The organism is Dechloromonas sp. HYN0024, from assembly GCF_003441615.1.
Lineage (GTDB): Bacteria > Pseudomonadota > Gammaproteobacteria > Burkholderiales > Rhodocyclaceae > Azonexus.
Genome location: NZ_CP031842.1, coordinates 613,294 through 634,015, shown reverse-complemented (window position 1 = coordinate 634,015; position 20,722 = coordinate 613,294). Strand labels below are relative to the sequence as shown.

General features: G+C 51.6%; 14 protein-coding genes. 3 read left to right on the top strand and 11 right to left on the bottom strand.

From position 1 onward, the window contains the following. The first annotated feature begins 155 nt into the window (after window positions 1-155). The 3 genes from HYN24_RS03070 to HYN24_RS03060 all read left to right on the top strand — a co-directional run bounded on the left by HYN24_RS03070 (window position 156) and on the right by HYN24_RS03060 (window position 2,743). The gene (locus HYN24_RS03070; RefSeq protein ID WP_117607905.1) at window positions 156-1,325 is read left to right on the top strand and encodes an acetyl-CoA acetyltransferase; all 1,170 of its coding nucleotides are present in this window, start codon (window positions 156-158) and stop codon (window positions 1,323-1,325) included. A 105-nt stretch (window positions 1,326-1,430) separates the two neighbouring features. Further along, the gene (locus HYN24_RS03065; RefSeq protein WP_240327762.1) at window positions 1,431-2,090 is read left to right on the top strand and encodes a CoA transferase subunit A; all 660 of its coding nucleotides are present in this window, start codon (window positions 1,431-1,433) and stop codon (window positions 2,088-2,090) included. A 2-nt stretch (window positions 2,091-2,092) separates the two neighbouring features. Further along, a complete protein-coding gene (locus tag HYN24_RS03060) occupies window positions 2,093-2,743 on the top strand; it encodes a CoA transferase subunit B (protein ID WP_117607903.1) in 651 nt (216 codons plus the stop codon). Window positions 2,744-2,838: 95 nt separating this feature from the next. Here HYN24_RS03060 and HYN24_RS03055 read toward each other — a convergent pair whose 3' ends face one another. From HYN24_RS03055 to HYN24_RS03005, 11 genes are all read right to left on the bottom strand, one after another. Next, on the bottom strand, window positions 2,839-4,872 hold the full coding sequence (locus HYN24_RS03055) for a sigma-54-dependent Fis family transcriptional regulator (RefSeq protein WP_205421431.1): 2,034 nt from the start codon (window positions 4,870-4,872) through the stop codon (window positions 2,839-2,841). 590 nt (window positions 4,873-5,462) lie between these two features. After that, entirely contained in the window at window positions 5,463-5,777 is a 315-nt protein-coding gene (locus tag HYN24_RS03050) for an EthD family reductase (protein WP_117607902.1), read from the bottom strand. A 328-nt stretch (window positions 5,778-6,105) separates the two neighbouring features. Continuing rightward, a complete protein-coding gene (locus HYN24_RS03045) occupies window positions 6,106-7,413 on the bottom strand; it encodes a DUF1329 domain-containing protein (protein ID WP_240327718.1) in 1,308 nt (435 codons plus the stop codon). A 16-nt stretch (window positions 7,414-7,429) separates the two neighbouring features. Then, window positions 7,430-9,025: a DUF1302 domain-containing protein gene (locus tag HYN24_RS03040; protein ID WP_240327717.1), complete on the bottom strand. Its 1,596-nt coding sequence runs from the start codon at window positions 9,023-9,025 to the stop codon at window positions 7,430-7,432. 35 nt (window positions 9,026-9,060) lie between these two features. Next, the gene (locus HYN24_RS03035; RefSeq protein ID WP_117607899.1) at window positions 9,061-11,442 is read right to left on the bottom strand and encodes an RND family transporter; all 2,382 of its coding nucleotides are present in this window, start codon (window positions 11,440-11,442) and stop codon (window positions 9,061-9,063) included. A 17-nt stretch (window positions 11,443-11,459) separates the two neighbouring features. Then, window positions 11,460-12,485, bottom strand: coding sequence for a YCF48-related protein (locus HYN24_RS03030; protein WP_240327716.1), 1,026 nt, complete (start codon window positions 12,483-12,485; stop codon window positions 11,460-11,462). Between the two features lie 503 nt (window positions 12,486-12,988). Continuing rightward, window positions 12,989-13,855, bottom strand: a complete 867-nt coding sequence (locus tag HYN24_RS03025; RefSeq protein WP_117607897.1) for a hypothetical protein — start codon at window positions 13,853-13,855, stop codon at window positions 12,989-12,991. Continuing rightward, entirely contained in the window at window positions 13,852-16,128 is a 2,277-nt protein-coding gene (locus tag HYN24_RS03020) for a hydantoinase B/oxoprolinase family protein (RefSeq protein WP_117607896.1), read from the bottom strand. Before HYN24_RS03020 ends, HYN24_RS03025 begins: the two co-directional genes overlap by 4 nt. Before the next feature lie 44 nt (window positions 16,129-16,172). Then, window positions 16,173-18,308, bottom strand: coding sequence for a hydantoinase/oxoprolinase family protein (locus HYN24_RS03015; RefSeq protein ID WP_117607895.1), 2,136 nt, complete (start codon window positions 18,306-18,308; stop codon window positions 16,173-16,175). Window positions 18,309-18,380: 72 nt separating this feature from the next. After that, a complete protein-coding gene (locus HYN24_RS03010) occupies window positions 18,381-18,770 on the bottom strand; it encodes an acetone carboxylase subunit gamma (RefSeq protein WP_117610179.1) in 390 nt (129 codons plus the stop codon). Between the two features lie 17 nt (window positions 18,771-18,787). Beyond that, window positions 18,788-20,722 carry a hydantoinase/oxoprolinase family protein gene (locus HYN24_RS03005; protein ID WP_117607894.1) on the bottom strand — a complete coding sequence of 645 codons (1,935 nt, stop codon included), beginning with the start codon at window positions 20,720-20,722 and terminating at the stop codon, window positions 18,788-18,790.

The following is a 20,722-nucleotide window of genomic DNA, read 5'->3' as shown; positions in this document are numbered from 1 at the left end:
GAAATGGGAGGAGTAGGTAGTTGAAATACGGTCACTCCAACCCAGCAACGCCAAAAATACTTTCATTTCTCACCATTCAACCGGCCATGCGCATTTGCCACTAACTCACTGCTAGATGCAGGGCAGATCGGCCGCAACGAAGAAGGTTAATTGAAATGACGGTCTGCATCATTGGATGGTCCCATGGCAATTTTGGACGACTACCAGGCGAAAGTATTGAGTCACTTCTCAACGCGGTCACGCAAGGCGCATTAACCGATGCAGGCATCGATGCCGCCGATGTCGATGGTGGCTATGTGGGAATGTTGAATGTCGGCTTTTCTCGACAGGACTTTCCTTCACCCCTCCTCCTTCAGGCGAATGAAGGGCTGCGATTCAAACCATTTAGCCGCGTCGAAAACGCGTGCGCCAGCGGCTCGGCAGCTTTGTATGCTGGCATGAATTTTATCAAGGCAGGTGAAGGGCGCATCGCATTGGTTGCCGGCGTCGAAAAGATGTCCGACGTCTCAACAGAGCAAGCAGGAGAAAATCTTCTGACTTGCTGCTATCGCCCAAATGAGGCCGAAACGAAGGGTGGATTCGCGGGCATATTCGCGGGGATTGCCGAACAGTACTTCAAGACCTACGGAGACAAGAGCGCCTCTCTTGCTCGCATTGCGGCGAAAAATCATTCGAATGCTATGGCAAACCCGTTCGCCCAGATGCGAAAGGATCTGGGCTTCGATTTCTGCAATACGGTATCTGAAAAAAATCCGTACGTTGCTGGCCCTCTGCGACGTACTGACTGCGCTCCAATTTCAGACGGAGCGGCGGCAATCGTTTTGGCCGACATCAAAACAGCGCTTTCGATGCGCAAAGCCGTTGCTATTCGTGCGGCACAGCAAGTAACTGATTTCATGCCGCTGAACCGTCGTAATCCTATCCAGTTCGAAGGCGCACGAATGGCATGGAGACGTGCTCTCCAGTCTGCAGGAATTTCCTTGAAGGATCTATCGCTGGTCGAAGTACATGACTGCTTCACCATCGCCGAACTTATTTCATACGAGGCAATGGGACTGGTCCCTGCGGGTGAAGGAGCACGCGCGATTGACGAAGGCTGGGTGCAGAAGACTGGGAGGCTACCGATCAATCCGTCCGGGGGACTAAAAGCAAAGGGACATCCGATTGGGGCGACCGGAATCTCTATGCATGCGCTGGCCGCGATGCAAACAACCGGGACAGCCGGCGGGATGCAAATCCCAAATGTCAGCCTTGCAGGAGTTTTCAACATGGGCGGTTCAGCAGTAGCGAACTACGTCAGCATACTTGAGCCACTGCGTGCTTAATCTGCCCAATTTTTACTAACAGCAGCTATCAGGAGGCAACAGGTGGCAGTTAATAAGGTTTACCCAGATGCAAGATCCGCACTAACCGGACTATTGCGTGACGGCATGACCGTCATGTCAGGTGGTTTCGGCCTTTGCGGCATTCCTTCAATGCTTATCGAAGCGATTCGCGAGTCCGGAGTCCAAGATCTAACGATCATTTCCAACAATCCCGGCATCGACAATTTCGGGCTCGGTTTGCTTCTGCCGAAAAGACAGATTCGGAAAATGATTGGCTCGTATATTGGCGAAAACGCAACCTTTGCGAAGCAATATCTCGCCGGCGAGATTGAGGTCGAGTTCAACCCGCAAGGAACGCTTGCAGAACGCATTCGTGCTGGAGGTGCAGGCATACCCGCATTTTTCACCCGAACCGGTGTCGGTACGGTAATAGCCGAAGGCAAAGACGTTCGCGAATTTGATGGCGCCAAATATCTGATGGAAAAAAGCCTTCATGCGGACCTCGCAATTGTCCATGCATGGCGTGGCGACCCAGAAGGCAACTTGCAATTCCGTATGACCGCAAGAAACTTTAATCCCGTTATGGCAACCGCCGCAACAGTGACTGTCGCCGAAGTGGAAGAACTCGTCGCTCCTGGTGAGATCGATCCAGACCACATCATTACCCCCGGCATATTTGTTCAGCGGATTATTGAGGTCGGACCGGGAGAGAAACGGATCGAGCAACGCACGGTGCGAGCTCGTCAATCGGATTGTAGGGAGTAAATATGGCTTGGACTCGAGACCAAATGGCTGCACGAGCAGCCAAAGAAGTACGTGACGGCTACTACGTCAACCTCGGAATTGGTATCCCAACACTTGTCGCAAATCACATACCGGACGGCATTTCGACTCAGCTTCAAAGTGAAAATGGCATGCTGGGAATGGGTCCTTTTCCGTTTGAGGGGGAAGAGGATCCTGATTTGATTAACGCTGGCAAACAAACTATTACCACTTTGCCAACAACCAGCTTCTTCGACAGCGCAACCTCCTTTGCCATTATTCGGGGTGGTCATATTCAGCTATCGATTCTTGGTGCCCTTCAAGTTTCGGAGAAAGGCGACCTGGCAAACTGGGCTGTTCCTGGCAAGATGGTGAAGGGAATTGGCGGGGCGATGGACCTTGTTGCTGGGGTACCCAAGGTCGTTGTGCTCATGGAACACTCAGCACGTGGCGAGGCAAAAATCGTAAAGAAATGCTCGCTGCCTCTGACAGGCTCAGAAGTTGTTAGCCTGATCATCACTGATCTTTGTGTATTTGAAGTCGGCCCGGACGGACTGCTACTTACCGAACTAGCTCCTGATGTCACGATGGACGATATCGTTGCCAATACAGAAGCCAGCTTCGCGATTCATCCTGACCTCGCCCGGCGCCATTGATCAATGGCAATATGACTGACAGCTGATTCGACAAATTTTCGAATCAACTGTCAGTCAAACAGGCAAAAAAACCAATTAGTTCTCAACAACTCTCGCTAACCATTAATAGAAAATGGCTTATCCGGTTGAGTGGAACGCCATGAATCCATGGACTCATCCAGGGAGTACTTTTTCAGCTTCAGGTACAAAGTGCTTTTCGCAATCCCCAACTGCTTGGCTGCAAGCGTGGCATTTCCCGAGGTCTCGCGAAGCACCTTACAAATCTGTTCAAATTCGCTTTTTGCAAGCCCGCTCAAATTGGCAACAGAAACCTCGTCTCGGGAATCATCTCCCCCTTGCGAATCCATAAATAGCTCTGGTGGCAGGTCATGCTGAGATATAACCTCGCCCGGGACGGTTAATACCAAGCCCTCAATCGTGTTGCGAAGTTCACGAACATTGCCAGGCCAAGGATATTGCTCCAACTTTTCTAGCGCTTTCGGATCGAATATTTTTTCCTCAACTTCGTGATGCTCACACAGTTGTCTAATAAACGACTTGGACAATTCTCTGATATCGCCTTGACGGTCGCGAAGCGCGGGAATTCGGATACTGGTAACAGATACACGATAGAAAAGATCAATGCGGAACCTACCCTCAGCCACTTCCTGCCTGAGATCCCGATTAGTCGCAGCGATCAATCTAAACCGTACTTGCCGTGGCTTGGTATCGCCCAATCGATAAATCTGGCCATCCTCCAGAACCCTCAGAAAATGGGGTTGCAAATCAAGCGGCATTTCCCCCAACTCATCAAGGAAAAGTGTCCCGCCATCAGCTGCCTCAATTTTCCCGGCAACGCCCCCTCGCCGAGAGCCGGTAAATGCCCCCTCGACATGGCCAAACAACTCACTCGCCAATAGTTCACGACTAAGCCCGCCGCAATTCAAGGCAATAAACGGACCGTCGCAATATCTACTTAGCGAATGGATTCCTTGTGCAAACACCTCTTTACCAACCCCCGTCTCACCCAGCAAGAGGATCGGAACTCTCGATTTAGCGAGCTGAGTTGCCTTGTCGATAGCCTGCTGCAATTCGGGGCTACTTCCCTTGGCACCAGGGAAAGCCGCTTTTACCTCACCGGAAGCCCGAGCAGTTAATGGCTTACTAACACGGAATTTTGATTGTTGATTAGGAACTCTAACCACACTTCCGACACGCTCCCCGTTGTCGAATACGGGTTCCACCCACTCAGAACGAAGCCATTCGGGCAATGCATCCTCACTGGCAACTGGTTCGGTGCCAGTAGAGATTCCGTTGATTCTATCTGGATTGTTCAGATCAATCCGACAACCCAATGACGTAAGCAATGATGGCGCATTTTCATTGAGCTTGATCGGAAATCCATGTCGGTCAATCAGTATCGCGCCAGACCCATCCGATGCGCTCAACTGCATTGAGGAGCGATCCATCAAACGAATCCTGAATTGCAATTCTTTCTTGGCCAGGAATGACTCGATACGATGGGCGGTAGAGACAACCATAGATAGACTGTGGCGCGAATAATTTCGACTCAATCCAGAAACGTCAATAACGCCAAGAATCTGGCCATGAACGGGGTCTCTAATTACCGCAGCTGAACATGTCCAGCGCTTGATACCCTCACAGAAATGCTCTTCCGAGTGGATCTGTACCGGCTGCCCTAGTGATATGGCGGTTCCAATCGCATTCGTTCCACACTGAGCCTCATCCCAACTTGCCCCAGGGAGAAGATGGATTTTTTCAGCAGGCCCCATAGTCGAAGAGTCACCCTCAACTTCGAGAACGATTCCCTTTTGATCAGTCAGGACCATCACAGTACCGGTTTCAGAGAGAAAATCCCTAGCCAGAACCATTACAGGCTTACTTGCCTCCAGCAAATCCCGAAGTTGAAATTTCAATACGGAAACGTCGCGCGCGCCTAACGGACTGGCGGCCTGATTAATCGTTGGATCAACATTTGCGCCAACACATCGCCTCCATGAGTCTTCAACGAGGCAGCGCAAGGAGTCCGTTGCGGCATCACCATGACTCAGGAAATTTTCCCACGACTGCCGAACCCTTCCGTCATCTTCGGGCCGCGAGAACATGTCTCGTACGTTGCTCAAGCTCATCCCTCTCCTCCTCACTGCAAAAGCATCAGCAACTTTTTAACTTTTATTAGGCTGACCCGCTATCAAACCGGACTGGCAGACTGCACTAGTATCCAAAAAATCACTCTAAGATACCTGCCACGTCGACGGAAAATGCGAATTGTATAACCCGTGAACGAGCACGAAAAATCAACAATCCATAACAGTTTAATTATAGTGCAACAATCGATGGGAAACAAATCATTCGGCCTGCAGCAAATGCTGCTGGCGAATTGAATTGCAAAACAAAGAAACGCATAAATTGGAATATTTAAAAATATGCCGCGCCCTCTAGATCGATCGTTCTGCCGCCGCGTATTTCGCAACTAAGCGTTAGCGTATTTCGCGGAAAAAAAGGGGCCCGCCGAAGCGGGCCAAAGCCCGATTTATCTGCCTTATAGCTCGCGCATGAAAAAGCGATAAGACGTGTGGAAGTAGACAAACCGGGAACGCATAAGAATTACTTAAAAACCCATCAACTGAGTCACAGCCAATCACAAATCACATTACTAACGAAAATATCTTAATCATTAAACTCAATAAACAAAATCAACCAAACCGAACGATGCCATCTAAACTAAAGCTCGAATTTCGCTGACCTGTAACTTAGGAATCAAATCGGTGTAGTTTTGGATATCTCCTTGAATCATATCGGCATGAGGCCCAAATGAGGCCTTGAAGGCTTCAACAGACTCAAAATGAAGGTGCCCCATCACAGAGAACTCCGGCTGCATGCAGCCATCAACAACCAAACCAAAATCCACGTCAATTCTCTTTAGGTCATCACCCAATAATTTTTTGACCATTGGAACATGCCTACAAAGGTAATATTCAGAATCAAACCTTGATCCAAATACGTACGGATACATTACTGTAACTTTGATCATCAAAGCGCTCCAGTCGGTTCAGCAGACAGACAAACCAAACACGTCAATGAATTAACAAAAACATGAAAATATTATGCTCGCCATCAATACAACGAATAATTTTTAGCCTCTAGACCCCCCCATCCGGCACCTACAAAACTCCGGAAAATCGTCAAGTCATTAGCAATGAAAATTATATATATGGCAGCAACGGATTAATCTACTTATGCTTGATTACCTCACTAAACGTCGTACCAAGCAATATTCGACACAAACATTTCGAATTTAGAATTCAGATTCAAATCGCCTCGAGGCAATTGCCTCGAGGCGAACACGTGGTCACACAGACTTAACCACCAGTAGCGACCTGCTCAAGTTTCTCAAGGGACACATCCGTTTCCTTTACGCCCTTGGGATTAGACTTCATGTTTGCAGACCAGGTCGTGGAGTGCTTACGTTTCACGTCAATGACGTGTCCAACTACTGGCATGACCGCCTTATAGCCATCCTCGCCTACGTCAGGACGGTTTTGGAAAACCATGAATTTCCAGAACTCGCCTTTCTGGTCATACATTTCTCCCAGGTACGGACGGGGGAAATCTACTTCCATGTAAACCACCTTCTTGCTATACGGGTGCTGCGGAGGCGGAGTGCCCTCAACCACGTAAACTTCACGCGGCTCCCAAACAATATGCTTGGCCGGGAAATAGTAAGGCGCATCTTTCAGACCAATGGAGGGAAACTCCTCCAGGGTGTCTTTTTTGGAGACATCAACGCTAACCTCCGGACTGTGGGCAATTGCAAAAACCCAGCGTTTGCCAACCAGCTTGTTAGCACGATACTTGGTTGGGAAGGCATCCCAAATATCCCAGTCATCATAAAGCTGATCGGTGCCACCGATCGGATCCATCCAGGCGCCACCAGAAAGGCGGCGAGTGCGACGAACCGATTTCAGATACGCCCAAGTATCGTCCGGCTTGGCCGAATCCGCCTGGTTGTATCGAATAGAGAACGTCCCCAGACCACGAATATCTTGCGGGCTGGTCGCAAACAGATAGGTTTTCTGGGCAATGGAGCCATCCCCAACCGTGGTTGCGCCACCGTCCAGACGACCTTCCATGTAATAGCGACGAGACTGCCAGCGCTGGACACGTTCGACGCCTTTGTCACCAGAGATGAAGGTAAAAGAAATGTTCCGCAGGTCCATCGTGGCGCCATACGTTGCCGCACGGAGATTCCAGATTACCTTGTCGCCGGCGTTTGGATCATCGAGCTTGATCGACTCAGGCGGGAACGGCATCCCGGCGGTCCATCCACTCATCGTGCGATCGGCAGGATTGAATTTGACGTTCTTGGAGAGCTTCTGGGTCGCCTCCACATACTTCGAATCCATCTGAATTTTCTTGGAGTGCGCAATCTTGAGCGTCAAACCTTCGCTCTTGATCATGTATTCCATCTTTTCAGGAATCATGCTTCCGATGGTTTTGCCTTCGAACGTGTCGTTACGGATCTTGTCGAGATTATCCTTGCTGATGACGGTACCTTCCGCAACTTCCGCTGCGTTGACGATACCCGCCGAAAGCCCCATGGCCATCAGGACAACGGCAATAGACCGTGCTCCGACACCAAGCTGAAAATTCTGCTGATTGGTTGTCAATTTACCTCTCCTTTGGTTAAAACTGGCGCGTCAAACGAACGACAAGCTGATCGTTATTGGCGAAATAGCCCATCAACTGCGTGCCGGGCGCATCTGTATCAAACAGTTTTTTGCTGTCCTTTTTGGTCCAGAAAACATCTGCCTCGACCTTCAATCGCCACTTGTCGCCGAGCACAAAATCGACTGCAGGAATGAAGAATCCACCACCGTTAGTCAGATCGGTACCAATCGCGAAGGACGGATTGATCGTGTCGCTTCGGAAATTCAAAACGGTAAATGCCGTCAGGATGGTGCTGTGTTCTTTAACATTTGATCCATAGGCGAACAGGCGTGCCAAATCATCCGAGCCCTTGTAGTTCAGGATCATCGTGTCGAACAACTGAATGGACGAGAACGAGGGACGATTCGTGCCTAACAGACCCTGGAAGTCGATGTTCTTGTCAGCACGGATCATGGTTGTCAGGGTGTCCTTCTTCATGATTCCACCCAGGCCAACGCCTACATGACCAAGGAAATTCGGGGTCCCGAACCCACCCGTACCGACGTTGTATGGAGCATCCTTGGTATAGGCAACCTCAGCACTCAATACAGCATCAATTGCAGGCGTATACCCACTAACGGAAACGCCGAACACATCGATCACCGGATGGATCAGGTCAAAGAAGGCACCGGTTGGTGCTTTCTCATACGGTTTGAAAACCGAATTCGCAACTGGATCTGCGGCAAAAGTCCGGATATAAGCCAGTGAGTAATTGAGGGAAGCGGCCTCACCAGACCATTTAATACCTCCGGTCACATCCTTCTTGTCGCCATCCGGATGACGACAGTCGTTATCTGTAACAGCGGTCAGGTCATAACCACGGTATGGCTGGAAGAACCAACGGCCACCACGAATATCGTAGGTATTACCGATATCCTTGCACTGGTCGATACCAGGACGGATAAACGCATGAATCTGCCCACTTGCCTCTGGAACCTGTACCTTCGTTGCAAGAAGCCAAAGCGGCTTACGCCATTCTTCGTTCTCACCTTCGAAGAATAGGCGCCAGCTCATGTCATAACCGTGCACCACATCCATTGCATGGAAAAAGTCGCTCTCACCCCAGACGATCTGTTGCTTACCCAGGCGGAAGCTGACCCGTTCGCCAACGTTAAACTCGGTCCACAACTCGCGGATGTCGGCCTTGTTGTAGTTGTCCATAATGTTGCTGGACTGGCCACCAGTTCCGGTTCCATTGGTAGCGCGGAGTGCCTCAAGATCCTTCAGATAGTCGGTCTTATATTCCCGATCAGCTCGCGCAACAGCTTTCCACTTCAGGGGCCCAGTCTTGGCATCCATGTCCAGCAGTAATGATCCACGGATCATCGACGGCTTCCATTTGTCGTCAGCCTTCGTTTCCGGCTGATCTTTCATATTGAAAGATGCCCAGCCACGAACATAGCCACCCAAGTGGAAGCTATTCCCATTGTCATCAGCAGACGTTGACTCCTCAGCACTAACTGCCACATTCCATTGCGACAACGCCAGAGAAACAGCCACCCCTAAAATACTTCGATACAAATTGCCACTTTTTTGTCTCATCTTGTTTACCCTCTTCTCGTTGAGAACCATCGACAAAGCGCTTGGTATAAACGCCATCGGTTTGGCTATGCCGGTTGAACTTCCTGCTCCGCGATTTCCACCGGATGCCTTTTGCTGCCTACAACAAACTCTGGCCTGAACACATAGACCAAGGCTGGCATGACAAACAATGCAGATGCTGCAGAGATGCCCAGCCAGATAGCGATCAGGATTCCCATGTCAGCCTGCAGGCGCAGGGACGAGAAACTCCAGATAATCACGCTGGTGATCAAAGTGATTGCGGTGACCAACACACCCCTACCTGCGCTACGCAAAGCCTTGGTGATGGCCTCTTCAATGGTGCAGTTACCGTGATGAAGCTCTTCGCGAATGCCATCAACGATGTAGAAGGTGTAGTCCACACCCAGGCCAATTCCGAGAGCAACCACCGGCAGGGTGTTGATGTTCATGCCAATGCCCTTCCATGCCATATAGCTAAATGTCAGCGTATTGGAGAACAGGACGGGGACCATGAAGAACATGCCCGCTACGGTAGAGCGATAGGTGAATGCACAGCAGGCGACCAACACCAACAGGGCAAGTGCAATAGCCTCAATCTGCCCGGATAGAATCACCTCATTAACTGCCGCTAGGACACCAACCAGTCCGCCTGCAAGAAGGATCTCTGCATCCTTCATCGGATGCGTTTCGATGTAATCCTTGATACGTTGCACTGCAGTGCTGATGGTGACGCCCTGGTGATCACGGAAATACAGCGTGATAGCGCCATTTTTGGCCTGCGGATCGGCGAATCTGTCCATATCGCCCGGGTCTGTTCCCGAGACAAACATGTAGACCAACTCGCCGTTCTCGTTCGCGCTGTTCCCCAACTCCTGATAGCGGGAGTTCCCTTCTCGAACTACACGTTTAACGGCGGGCAGTACGTCTGCAAGAGAGATACTCCCGCCGATCTCAGGCTGTGCTTCCATATACTTCTGAAAGCTTTCCATACCCTTTAAAACATCAGGCTCTCTCAGTGCGCCCTCTGCTTTGCCTTCAACAACAACAAACATTCGATCGGAGCCCTGAAATTTGCCGTTAATTGCGGCGGCATCCTTGTTATATCGAGAGTCCGGCCAAAGGATCGGCGACCCCGGGTTGGCATCACCAACTTTCAGGTTGAATGCGTAAATGCCGGTCAAAACAAAAGCAATCCCGGTTGCACTGAGGACCACATAGCGCCAACGCGTCGAAACGATATGGATACAGACGCCAAGAACAGCATCAAGAACTGGAGAAATATTGACGGGGTGAACTTTCTTGCCACTAGTCGAAAACCAGGAAAGCAGCACCGGAGTCATCAGTAGCGCCGAAATCACGATGGAAAAAATCCACACCGTTCCGATATAGGAAATTTTTTCCAGCATCGGGATCGGCGTCAGCGCTACGACAAGAACACAACCGGCATCAGCAACAACGGCAAGCAGACCCGGCTTAAACAGATTCTGAAGACTGGCCTTAGCGGCAGCAGCCGCACTCGGCATACCATTAGCCACTTCATCATCGAAGCGCGATACAAGTTGTACCGAATTTGAAATTGCCTGCGCGGTGATCAGGAATGCCACCACGATCACCAACGGATCGAGATGGAAGCCCATCAGTTTGGCCGCGCCCAGGGCCCAGATCGCGCTCAGTGCACCAGCTGACAACGGCAGCAGAGTGCCATGCCAACTCCGGGTAATCAGGAATAGCAGCGCAACCAGTGCAGCAACAGTAATCAGGAAGAGATGCAGTGTCTCCGTCAGATAGTGACCGACAATGCCATAGAGCAGCGGCTCTCCAACGATGCGAACCTTGACGCCATCACCTTCGGCCGCATCCGTAATTGCACTGATCTGATCGTAAATCTTCGAATAATTGATACCCGCGTCAACAAAGTCGACCGTAATCAACGTTGCCTTCATGTCGAGAGACACATAGGCACCAAACACCAAAGGATTGTTAAGCACTGACTCCTTTAGGATTCGAATCTCATTTTGATCTTTAGGTAGATCTGGCCACATGAGGGGACGAGACTCAATGCCATCGGTGGAGGCTCTGACCTCCTTGATCTTCTTGGAGGCCAAGGAGACGATTTGATAGCTATCGACGTTGGAGACCTGCTGAAGCGCCTTGGTAATTGTCTGAACACGCTCAAGGACCTTCATCTGGAATACGTCGCCATCCTCAACTTCGAGCATGATGCTAATCATGTTCGAGCCGCCGAATGTCTGCTTGAACTGGTCGTTAACCTTGATGTACTGATGGTTGCGCGGCAGCAGGTCGCTAAATACCGTCTTTACCTCAATCTGCGCGGCGAGATACCCCATCAGCACAGTAATTGTCATAACGAATGAGACAACCAGGATTCGATGGCGAATGAACCATTCAATCGCCCCTCCAACCATCTTGAAAGTTTTATTTTTCATGGAATTTTCTCTGTCGATCAGTCTGCTGAACGGCCGAACACGGTGAGATGATCGGGCGTTAGATGAGCCAAGCTAGCGCCGGCCAGAATGTAGTTATTTGCCTTGCCTGCTGCAGGCATGCGCAACACCTGAGTGTTCCAACCCAAGTTGCCTTCGCTGACGCGCCCGGCCTTCCAGAACCGACCCTCAGCGTCGCCAGTGACGATCACGCCCTTGTCACCAACCGCCACCCATTGGGCGCCATCCCAAATCACATTATTGAGATGCTCGAGCGTCTGACGCTCAGCCATGAACCATTGCTTTCCGCCGTCATGGGTAACCAGAATCACCCCTGAAAGGCCGACAGCAACACCGTTAGATTGATCACGCAAATACACCGACATCAAACTGGAACGGACTCCACTAGTCGATGACTGCCAAGTTGCACCACCATCTGTCGTTTTCATGGCTTGGCCAAACTCGCCGACCAGCAATCCGTAATTACCAACGAAACTAATATCGTTCCAAGCTTGGTCCTTTTCCGGCAAGGCACGCTTCCAGGTATGGCCAAAATCAACGGTTTGGAGGACTGCGCCCAACTCACCAACAGCCCAACCCTTTCCATTGTCGTAAGCACGCACACTAAGCAGCTTGTTGGCCACTTCCGACTTAGGCACCTGAACCTCATTCCAGGTCTGTCCAGCGTCATCGGTCTGAATCAGAACGCCATTGCCGCCAACCGCAACTGCTCGGTTGCTATCCCACGCAGCAATCCCCTGCAGGTTTTCTGCGGTAGGAATAGTCTGGGCCGTCCAGGTTTTCCCCATATCGTCACTACGAACCACCTTGCCATTGCTACCAGCAGCCCAGATGACATTCTCTGCGGGCATCGCCACACCAAGAAAGCGATCACGTCGCTCGATCTCAGGTGGCTTTACAGACGAAACCTCAGCCGTTGCTTTGACAAAGAATGCGGCATACAGCAAGGCTCCGATCACTGCGACCGGTATCAACGAGGTCGCAACAGTCACCCCCACCCGTGTCTCTTTTTCGAATTTTTCCAAGCTTGGTAGCATTTACCCTCCCCCTTAACGACCATCAAATAGCTGATTGGCGACTAACAAACCGAGTACGAAATAGCCATCAACGGCCAACCCACTCGCGACAAAATTTCTGGGGGCCAACATTTCCCCTGACACATCCAATAGCAACCTGGATGCCACACCGAATCCGAATTAAAAATAATTCAACAAGCCATTGTATTTACAAATATTTTTTAATCTCATTGGAATACACGATTGGGCAATTTGCGGATATTGCGTCGCAGCAATTCGGTATCCATTCGGACGCTTTGAGACTCAAACGTGTGATTACCGGACGGGGCAAATTACGTTTTGTGAAATCAATTGCGCGCCAAAGGCCACCTTAGTCAGGTACGTAATTACTCTGGCCTTTTGCTTTTTCGCGCCTCCAAAAAAGCAAAGCGGGCTGCCGGAAAATCCGACAGCCCGCCCGCTAATGCCTTTGCTGCAACTACGCTGAAAGTGACATACGCTAGTTAAATGAACTACGTACGCACTCGTGCAAGACAGTCCAATACATGCTCAGGACGTTCGTCTCTCGGTACCTCGGCGAAATAGAACTGGTTCGCCTTTAACGGCGGAAGCGCATCATTACTCCAGAGAGTGGCACTTACGTTGACTCCCTGTGCCATTCCGCTTCTTTCCAATCCAGATTCACTAATTAAGACCTCGATCTCAGACAGCGCAATATTGGAAACCACTGCAGCATCTCCGAGCCGAACTGCTAGTGGCCAACGGTAGTGTTTTGCCACATTAATGATTGGCCGATACAACTCGAGATCGATTGGTTCAGAGGATTGATCGCCTACTGCCTCTTCAAACAGTAGGCCACCCACCTCATATACCGAAACGGCACGGGCCAGATCTGCGATATACATTGCCGAATCCTCGATACTGTCTGAATCGACGTCTATCGCTTCACGCCCAGCCAAGGTATTGGCATGTTGCAACCAATGCCGAGGGGAAGGCATGGCCAGCACCAATGGCTTTTGGCCCCGCAGGTGAGCCAGAACAGCCTCAACAACTTCAGCCAATAGTGCACGAGGCTGAGGCTGTTCGAGCAATTTCCTCAATGGATAGGAAAGCTTTCGCTTTCCCACCATCTCAGGCTTGAACTCGGGATTTCTACTCAGCCATGAATCAAAAAGCTCGCCCACCTCGATCACTGCCACATCCGGCTTCAACAAGCCTTGGGCCTGAGAGAAATAGGCAAGATATTGACTTGCACTCACCCACGGATCACCCGATGCCCCAAGAAGAAGGCGCTGGGTATAAGCAGAAGACTTAAGCCACATCCGGAGCCCAACCGGAACTCCATCAGCGTTTATGAGATCGGCGAGGCTTTGGCTCATTTCTTTTCGTCTCCATGAGCACCCAAAGCAGCCAGACGTGCCTCTAGTTCGTCAATCCGAACGTCCTTAGGATTACGCATGTAGTTCGGACGGGGCTCGTTTGCCTTCCGTGTAATATCCGGGCTGCCGACGTAGAGCGTGTCTACATCATCACCCCAGCAGCCGAAATATTGCAGGTAAGCAGGCGGCTTCGGCTTGTTCCAGGTCTTGATAAACTCGGCAAATGGAACACCGCGGGCCAAGCGAGCCTTTCGTTCCTCATTGCGGGCGGCCTTGGTGGCGTCATAGTTTACCGACAAGGTAACCGGATCAAACTTCACCTTGTAGAGCTGCTCAGCCACACCCTGAGAAATCAGGTGCTCTTCAATATCCTTGATGACTGCGTCCGGATTCCGCTCGAGCAGATCGCCATAACCGGCACCTGCACCCTGCGAAATCATGAACAGCTCGCCCTTCTTGGAAATTTCAAAGCCCATGCCCATGTGGTGGGTGGTGTAATCCGCACCTTCAAACGGCTGCTCATTCATGATTTCCGCGATCGAGTGCTTGAACTTCTCAGGCTCGTTCAGGAGAACATCATAGACATTGACATCCTTGACCTTGCACAGAGGATAGGCGCCGCAAGCATAACCACCAAACAGCCCCTGGATCGGCGGAATCTTGGCGCCCTGACAAACGGTCATGAAGCCCCACTGTTCACTGTCCTTGGTGGAAACCATCATGGTGTAACCCTGACCACCACGATATTTGCCAGGTGCAACAGCATCCATGGTCATCTTCTTCGAGACCAGCTGGAGGAAAGGCACGTCTTCTTCGTTCAGCTCCTGCTCACCGATGTCGGCCATCGTGGCAAAAATTGGGGCCAGAGCATGCTCACCATCCATATCGGAGCGAGCGCCAGCACCCATGCCGTTCAAGTCTGCACAAAGGTTACCCAGCGTTTCGCCGTGCTGACTCACACCACCCCAAATGAAGGTGTTAATCATGTTGAAGGTCGGGGCGTGAACCTTGGTGTACTTCTCAGGGCAGCTGTAGAGGAACTTGGCAACAGCGTGCTGGCCAGCCGTAAAGCCAGTAAAGATTGACATCAGACTCTGCGAATTAGGCGCATCGTACGAGCAATTAACGATCGAATGCGGATCAGTAATCACTTCAATCGGCGCAAAAGCAGCCTGACCTCGCGGCAGATCCGGCCATACATAGCACAGGAAGACTTGCGCGAGCATGCCCTTGAGACCGGCTACGATGGTATTGGTCGCTCGGTTGGTAAACTCTGGACTGGATCCACGGAAGTCGAAGATCAATCGATCGCCGGTTTTGGTCAGTTTGCAATTGATCTTCACCACACAGTTTTCGCGCAAGGTCGAGTCCTGGATGATGTACGTACGAACAGTCATGTCCGGCCATTCGCTAACTCGACGAATGACTTCTGCCCGTACGTTTTCCATGGTCAGGCGCAATGTAGAAATCAGCGCTTCCGGACCATCGGAATTGAGCGTCTCTTCGATACGCTGTTTGATGCGAAGACAGGCGTAGAGCTTGACCTTCATATCTTCGTACTGCAGCTTCGGCTCACGTACGGAGTTTTGCAGGAAGGTCAGAATGTCACGCTTGATCTGATAGTTTTCAACAACACGGAACGGGCTCATCTTCAAGCCTTCATCGCACGGACTTTCCGCCATGGAAGGCATACCGCCCGGCTCGATAGCACCGTTTTCACCTTCATGCACAGTCGAAGCAACCCAGCAAACCAGTTCGCCCTTGTGGAAAATCGGAATGATCATGCTCTGGTCAGTGTTATGCACATTGCCATAGCGTGAGTCGTTGTGGATGAAACCATCACCCTCGCGCACGCCAACCGTCGGATCGTTCATCCAGTTCTTGATAATGAACTTGATCGGGTGATGCACAAGAGCTGAAAAGATCAGCACGCCACCAGCACTAGCAATCGCGAGGTCACCAGAAGCAGAGTAGACGCCAGTGATCACGTCGCCCCACTTGGCCCCCGGGGCTGCACCCATTTGCTCAACCATTTCATAACCTTCATCACAGCCCGCTTGAATGCGGTCGCGAATCTTGGCGATCGTGTGTGTTTCACTGACCTTCTTGATGCATTTATCCTCGATGTCGGTGCGCGGCATCAAGTCGTGGTTCTGCATAATTTCCGGGTCTGGGCCCAGGAAAAGCGTTGTATCACTGAGGAACTTCTTAACCAACTTTACGTCCTCAGGGCTCAACGTTTTGGCCGCATTCGGCATTTTCATATCGCTCATTTTTAATCCTTGCAATTATTTAGGGTCCGTCTAACCGGTATCGATCAGGCGCGAAGGAACCAAGAGGCGCCCTGCTTCGCGGACACAAAGTTCCAGCCCGGATCAACCAGATAGGTAGTCACTTCGGAGGCGATGATGGCGGGGCCCGGAATCTGGACGCCCGGGACAATCGCTGCCCGATCCCAAACCGGAACATCGAACGCCTCCTTATGGCCGACGAAATAGCACTTGCGAGAAGACGCCGGGGCCGGCGGGCCCTTGCGTTCATGCGAGGGCACTGGCTTGATATCTTCGAACTGCACCGTTTCAAGGCGAACGAACGCCGCTACGCGAATGGTGTTGATTCGGATACCAGCCTCCGGAGCCTGGCTACCTTCACCAAAGCGCTTGCCGTAGTCGTTGGAGAACTGAGAAATAATCGCCAGCACATCAGCTGGGCCGTGCACCTCATGCGCAGGAATCACAGCCGTCGTCTGAACCAGTTGGTTGCCATAACGCAGGTCAAGCTCAAGGCTATGGAAAATTTGCTCACGCGGCACACCCTGGCGGAGAAGATCCTGAGTACCCAGTTCCTTCAGTTCCGCAACGATGTTGTTAAAACGATCGTAGTCATCAAAGATGTGACGGGTATTGGAGTCATACAGCACCATGTATAGCGATTGCTCATGAATATGCAGCTGATGCATATTCCCTGCACCTACGGCAGAAAACACCGAGCTAAACGGGGGAGCCAAAATCTTTTCGATACCCAGATTGCGAGCAATACCGCAGCAGTGAAGCGGACCATTACCACCGTACGCCAGCATGGTGAAGTCCTTGGGATCGTAACCACGAGCACGCAGTTCGGTGAACAGGCCATTGGCCATGTTGTCATCGACCTTTTCGCGAATAAGCATGGCTGCTTCGATCACCGAACAATCAAGGTCATCACACAGCGCATCTTCAATCGCCGATGCGGCACGCCGAGCATTCAGAGGAATCGAGCCGCCCGCATAATTCTTGGCATCCAGATATCCGAGAACGAGGTCAGCATCGGTCACGGTCGGATTCATACCGCCACGGTCATAACAGGCCGGACCGGGATCGGAGCCAGCACTTTGCGGACCACACTTGACGGTATCGTACATACGATCATAGCTAGCAATCGATCCGCCACCAGCGCCAAGCGTGACCAGGTGGACCATGGGCACAGAGACCAACCAGCGATCGATAACCGGATTGAAGTCATAGTGCTTGATACCACCGTCAACCACGATACCGATGTCGTAGCTGGTACCACCCATATCGGTGGCTACCACATTACCCAAACCAGCCTGCATTGCCAGGTGCTCGGACGCTGCAATACCGGAAACCGGGCCAGAGTGGATCGTCTGCAGCGCATCGGTTGAATTCAGCTGAGCCATACCACCGGAGTTATGAATCACCAGCATCGGCTTTTCATAGCGATGTGCCCGCAGATTCTGCTCAAGTGCAGAAAGTGCGTGATACATGGTTGAGTGCAGATAGCCGTCAACAATGGCAGATGTAGCGCGAACATACTCGCCCTTACGGCCAGCCACCTGGTGGGAAAGAATTACCGGAATCGCGCCCAGCAGATGGGACGGGTACTCTTCAAGGAGGATTTCCTCGATACGCTGCTCGTGTGCCGGGTTAACCACACTATTTACCAGCGCAACAACGATGATTTCCGCACCCTTGTCTACCAAAGAGCGAATTTGAACGCGCACATCGTCCTCATCCAGAGCCATAACCAACTTGCCCTGAAAGTCGACACGCTCCCGAACACCCCGAATCATGTGCGCCAAAACCAGCGGATCCGGACGGCACGCATTGGGCATGTCCGACTGACCCAGACCATCCAGGCCCTCACCATAGCCGCGGGCGCGGCTCAGGGGTACAGTCGCCTCAAAGCCGGCAGTAACCAACATGCCGATTTTCGGGCCTTTGTGCTCAATCAGCGCATTGGTACCCAAGGTCGTGGCGTAACGGACAGAGTCCACCTCAGCCAGAATTTCCTCAAGCTCCAAGCCCAAGACGTGATACGCCTTGCTGAGGGCTTCATTGAAGCCCAGCGCCAGATTATGGTGAGTGGTTAGGGCTTTGGCCTCAATGTATTTGCCATCCCAAACCACGAAACAATCGGTGAAGGTACCACCGATATCAACAGAAACTCGCCTCATATTATCTCCTTGATTCCTCGCTCCGGGCCCCGCTCACCTTCTTCAACAGGTAAGCGATTCGCCTGGTCAGTATTAGTGGTTGCCATGTCCAGTACCGCGGACGACCTCAGGCCCAACCACCGGTTCAGGGACCTCTTCACGGGTCGACCACTGCGCCTTCAAAGCAGGCAGATCAACTTCCATGTCGTAGAGGGGCGGATGGCCAGGAATGGCATACTCGTTCTCCACCATGGTTCCGCAAGACGGGCAGTAGTACTCAAGAATGCGAACCCACTCCGGATCCGGACTAAAGGTAAAGCGGTACTTATCCGGATCGATAATCGGCGGATGAATTTCACGCGGATCGCGGTTATGCACCAGCATCCCTTCCTTGTAGCTCTTGGTAGCCGGGCCAACGACGTGATTACAGACCCGGCATTCCCATTGCTCTTTCTCCAGATCAATACGGAGATATTCGGTCATCAAAACTTTCATTTTTTTCAGCCTTTCTTGTTCAGCAGGATGTCGCCCGCGTCGCTGATGACAAAGCTCCAGCCATCCAGCACCCGGCAGGTAAAGAAGTCTTCTTCGATAATGGCGGGACCAACACCGGTGTCTCCAGTGGCCATGCTCGAAAGCTTGAATACCGGAACATCAACTCGCCCCTTACCCTTCGTCAGAAGAGTCCGCGTACCATCCGGATTTGCTTTCTTACCGGCAACAAACGTGGCCTGCTTTTGGTTCTCAGTGCGAAGCGCCTTAACTGCGCTCAACTCAAGCTCCATCAGCGAAGTTCCCTTCAGGGCATCAGGCACAACAGCACTATCAGCCAGGTCGTAACCGACCTCTTTGCCGTCGACCAGCACTACCAGACGGGCACGAATGTCATAGCTACCCTCGGCAAATCCCTCAGCAAACATGTCGCGAGATGCCTTGGTCTTCAGCGCGGCAAGCGCCTCACGAAGCGCCTTGTTATCGCAGTCATGAAGGGTTACGGCGTAGTGGTGAGAGATATCGCACTCGCCAATACCATAGGCACTAAACACCGCCGCCATCTTTGGCACAGCAACGCTGCTGATACCCGCCTTTTCAGCAATGCCACAGGCATTAAGAGGACCTGCACCACCAAAGGCGAGAAGCTTGGTGTCCGGCGACACTTTGGTAAACCGATGCAGCTCAATCGCGACTTTTTCTTCATACGCGTGCTGCATATGCAGTAAGGCATCATCCAGACCGAGGCCAAGTGGCTGAGCAATATTCAGATTCACAGCCGCAGCGGCACGCTCGGCATCAAGTGCTAAGTCACCACCGAAATACGACTTCGGATCGAGAATGCCGCACAGCAGGCTGGCATCAGTGATCGTCGCTTCCTTCCCACCACGACCAAAGGAAGCTGGGCCAGGAACTGCACCAACGCTTTCAGGGCCAATTACGATGCGTCCTTCATGTGCCTTGAAAATCGAGCTACCGCCAACACCAGCACTCATGACCTCGCACAACGGGAAAGACACCGAGATGCCTTCAACATGACCACGACGTTGCTCAGCAACAGTGCCATTTACATACTGACCAATGTCGGTCGTTGTGCCACCAATATCGATAGCCACAACATCGGAAAAACCATATAGACGGGAGAAGGATTTCATACCTTCCATACCACCCCGAGGACCAGAGCTATAGGTCTTAATCGCAACCGTCTTGGCAACGCGCGACGAGTCACCATCGTTGCGGAAGATCAGCAAGGGGTTCTTAGTCCGATATTCGCGCAGGCGATTCTCAGCATTGAACAGGAATGCCTCCATCGCCGGATGAAGGAAGGAATTAATGAGCGCAGTCCAGGTACGGCGCACCACATCACTGTCGGAACCAAGATCGCTGCCATAGAGAATCGGCACAGCCCCGAGAAGGTGGCGCGGATATTTGCGCAGAGCAATCTTCCGGAACAGGTTTTCACCGTCAACGAAAGTCTTGCCATCAAAACTGACGACAAGACGGTTTGCACCTGCGGCTGTCAGTTTGTTGATCGCCTTAACCGCAACCATCTGCGCGTCGTCACGCTGCATTGCATCAGGCTCAAGATGAACAACCCGGTCACCCACCAATGCCGCGTAGAGATCTTCATCCTGCTCCGCCAGACGAACCGCCAGATCGTTCGCCGGACCACAGTAGATCAGCCCCAGGCGAGAACCCTTACGTTCACAGATAGCATTCGTACCCTGCGTCGTCGAATAACGGATCAAGTCGACTTCTTCCAGCAAGCGAGCAACATTCTGCTCACCATAGATGACGCCAGAAGCCTTTGTCAGCCCGTCAAAAAAGCATTTGCTCAGATCATAGGGCGTAGTCAGAACTTTGGTTTTACTGACCGATCCATCTTGAATGATGCAGATATCGGTGAGCGTCCCACCGTTATCTATATTGATTTGCAATCCCAT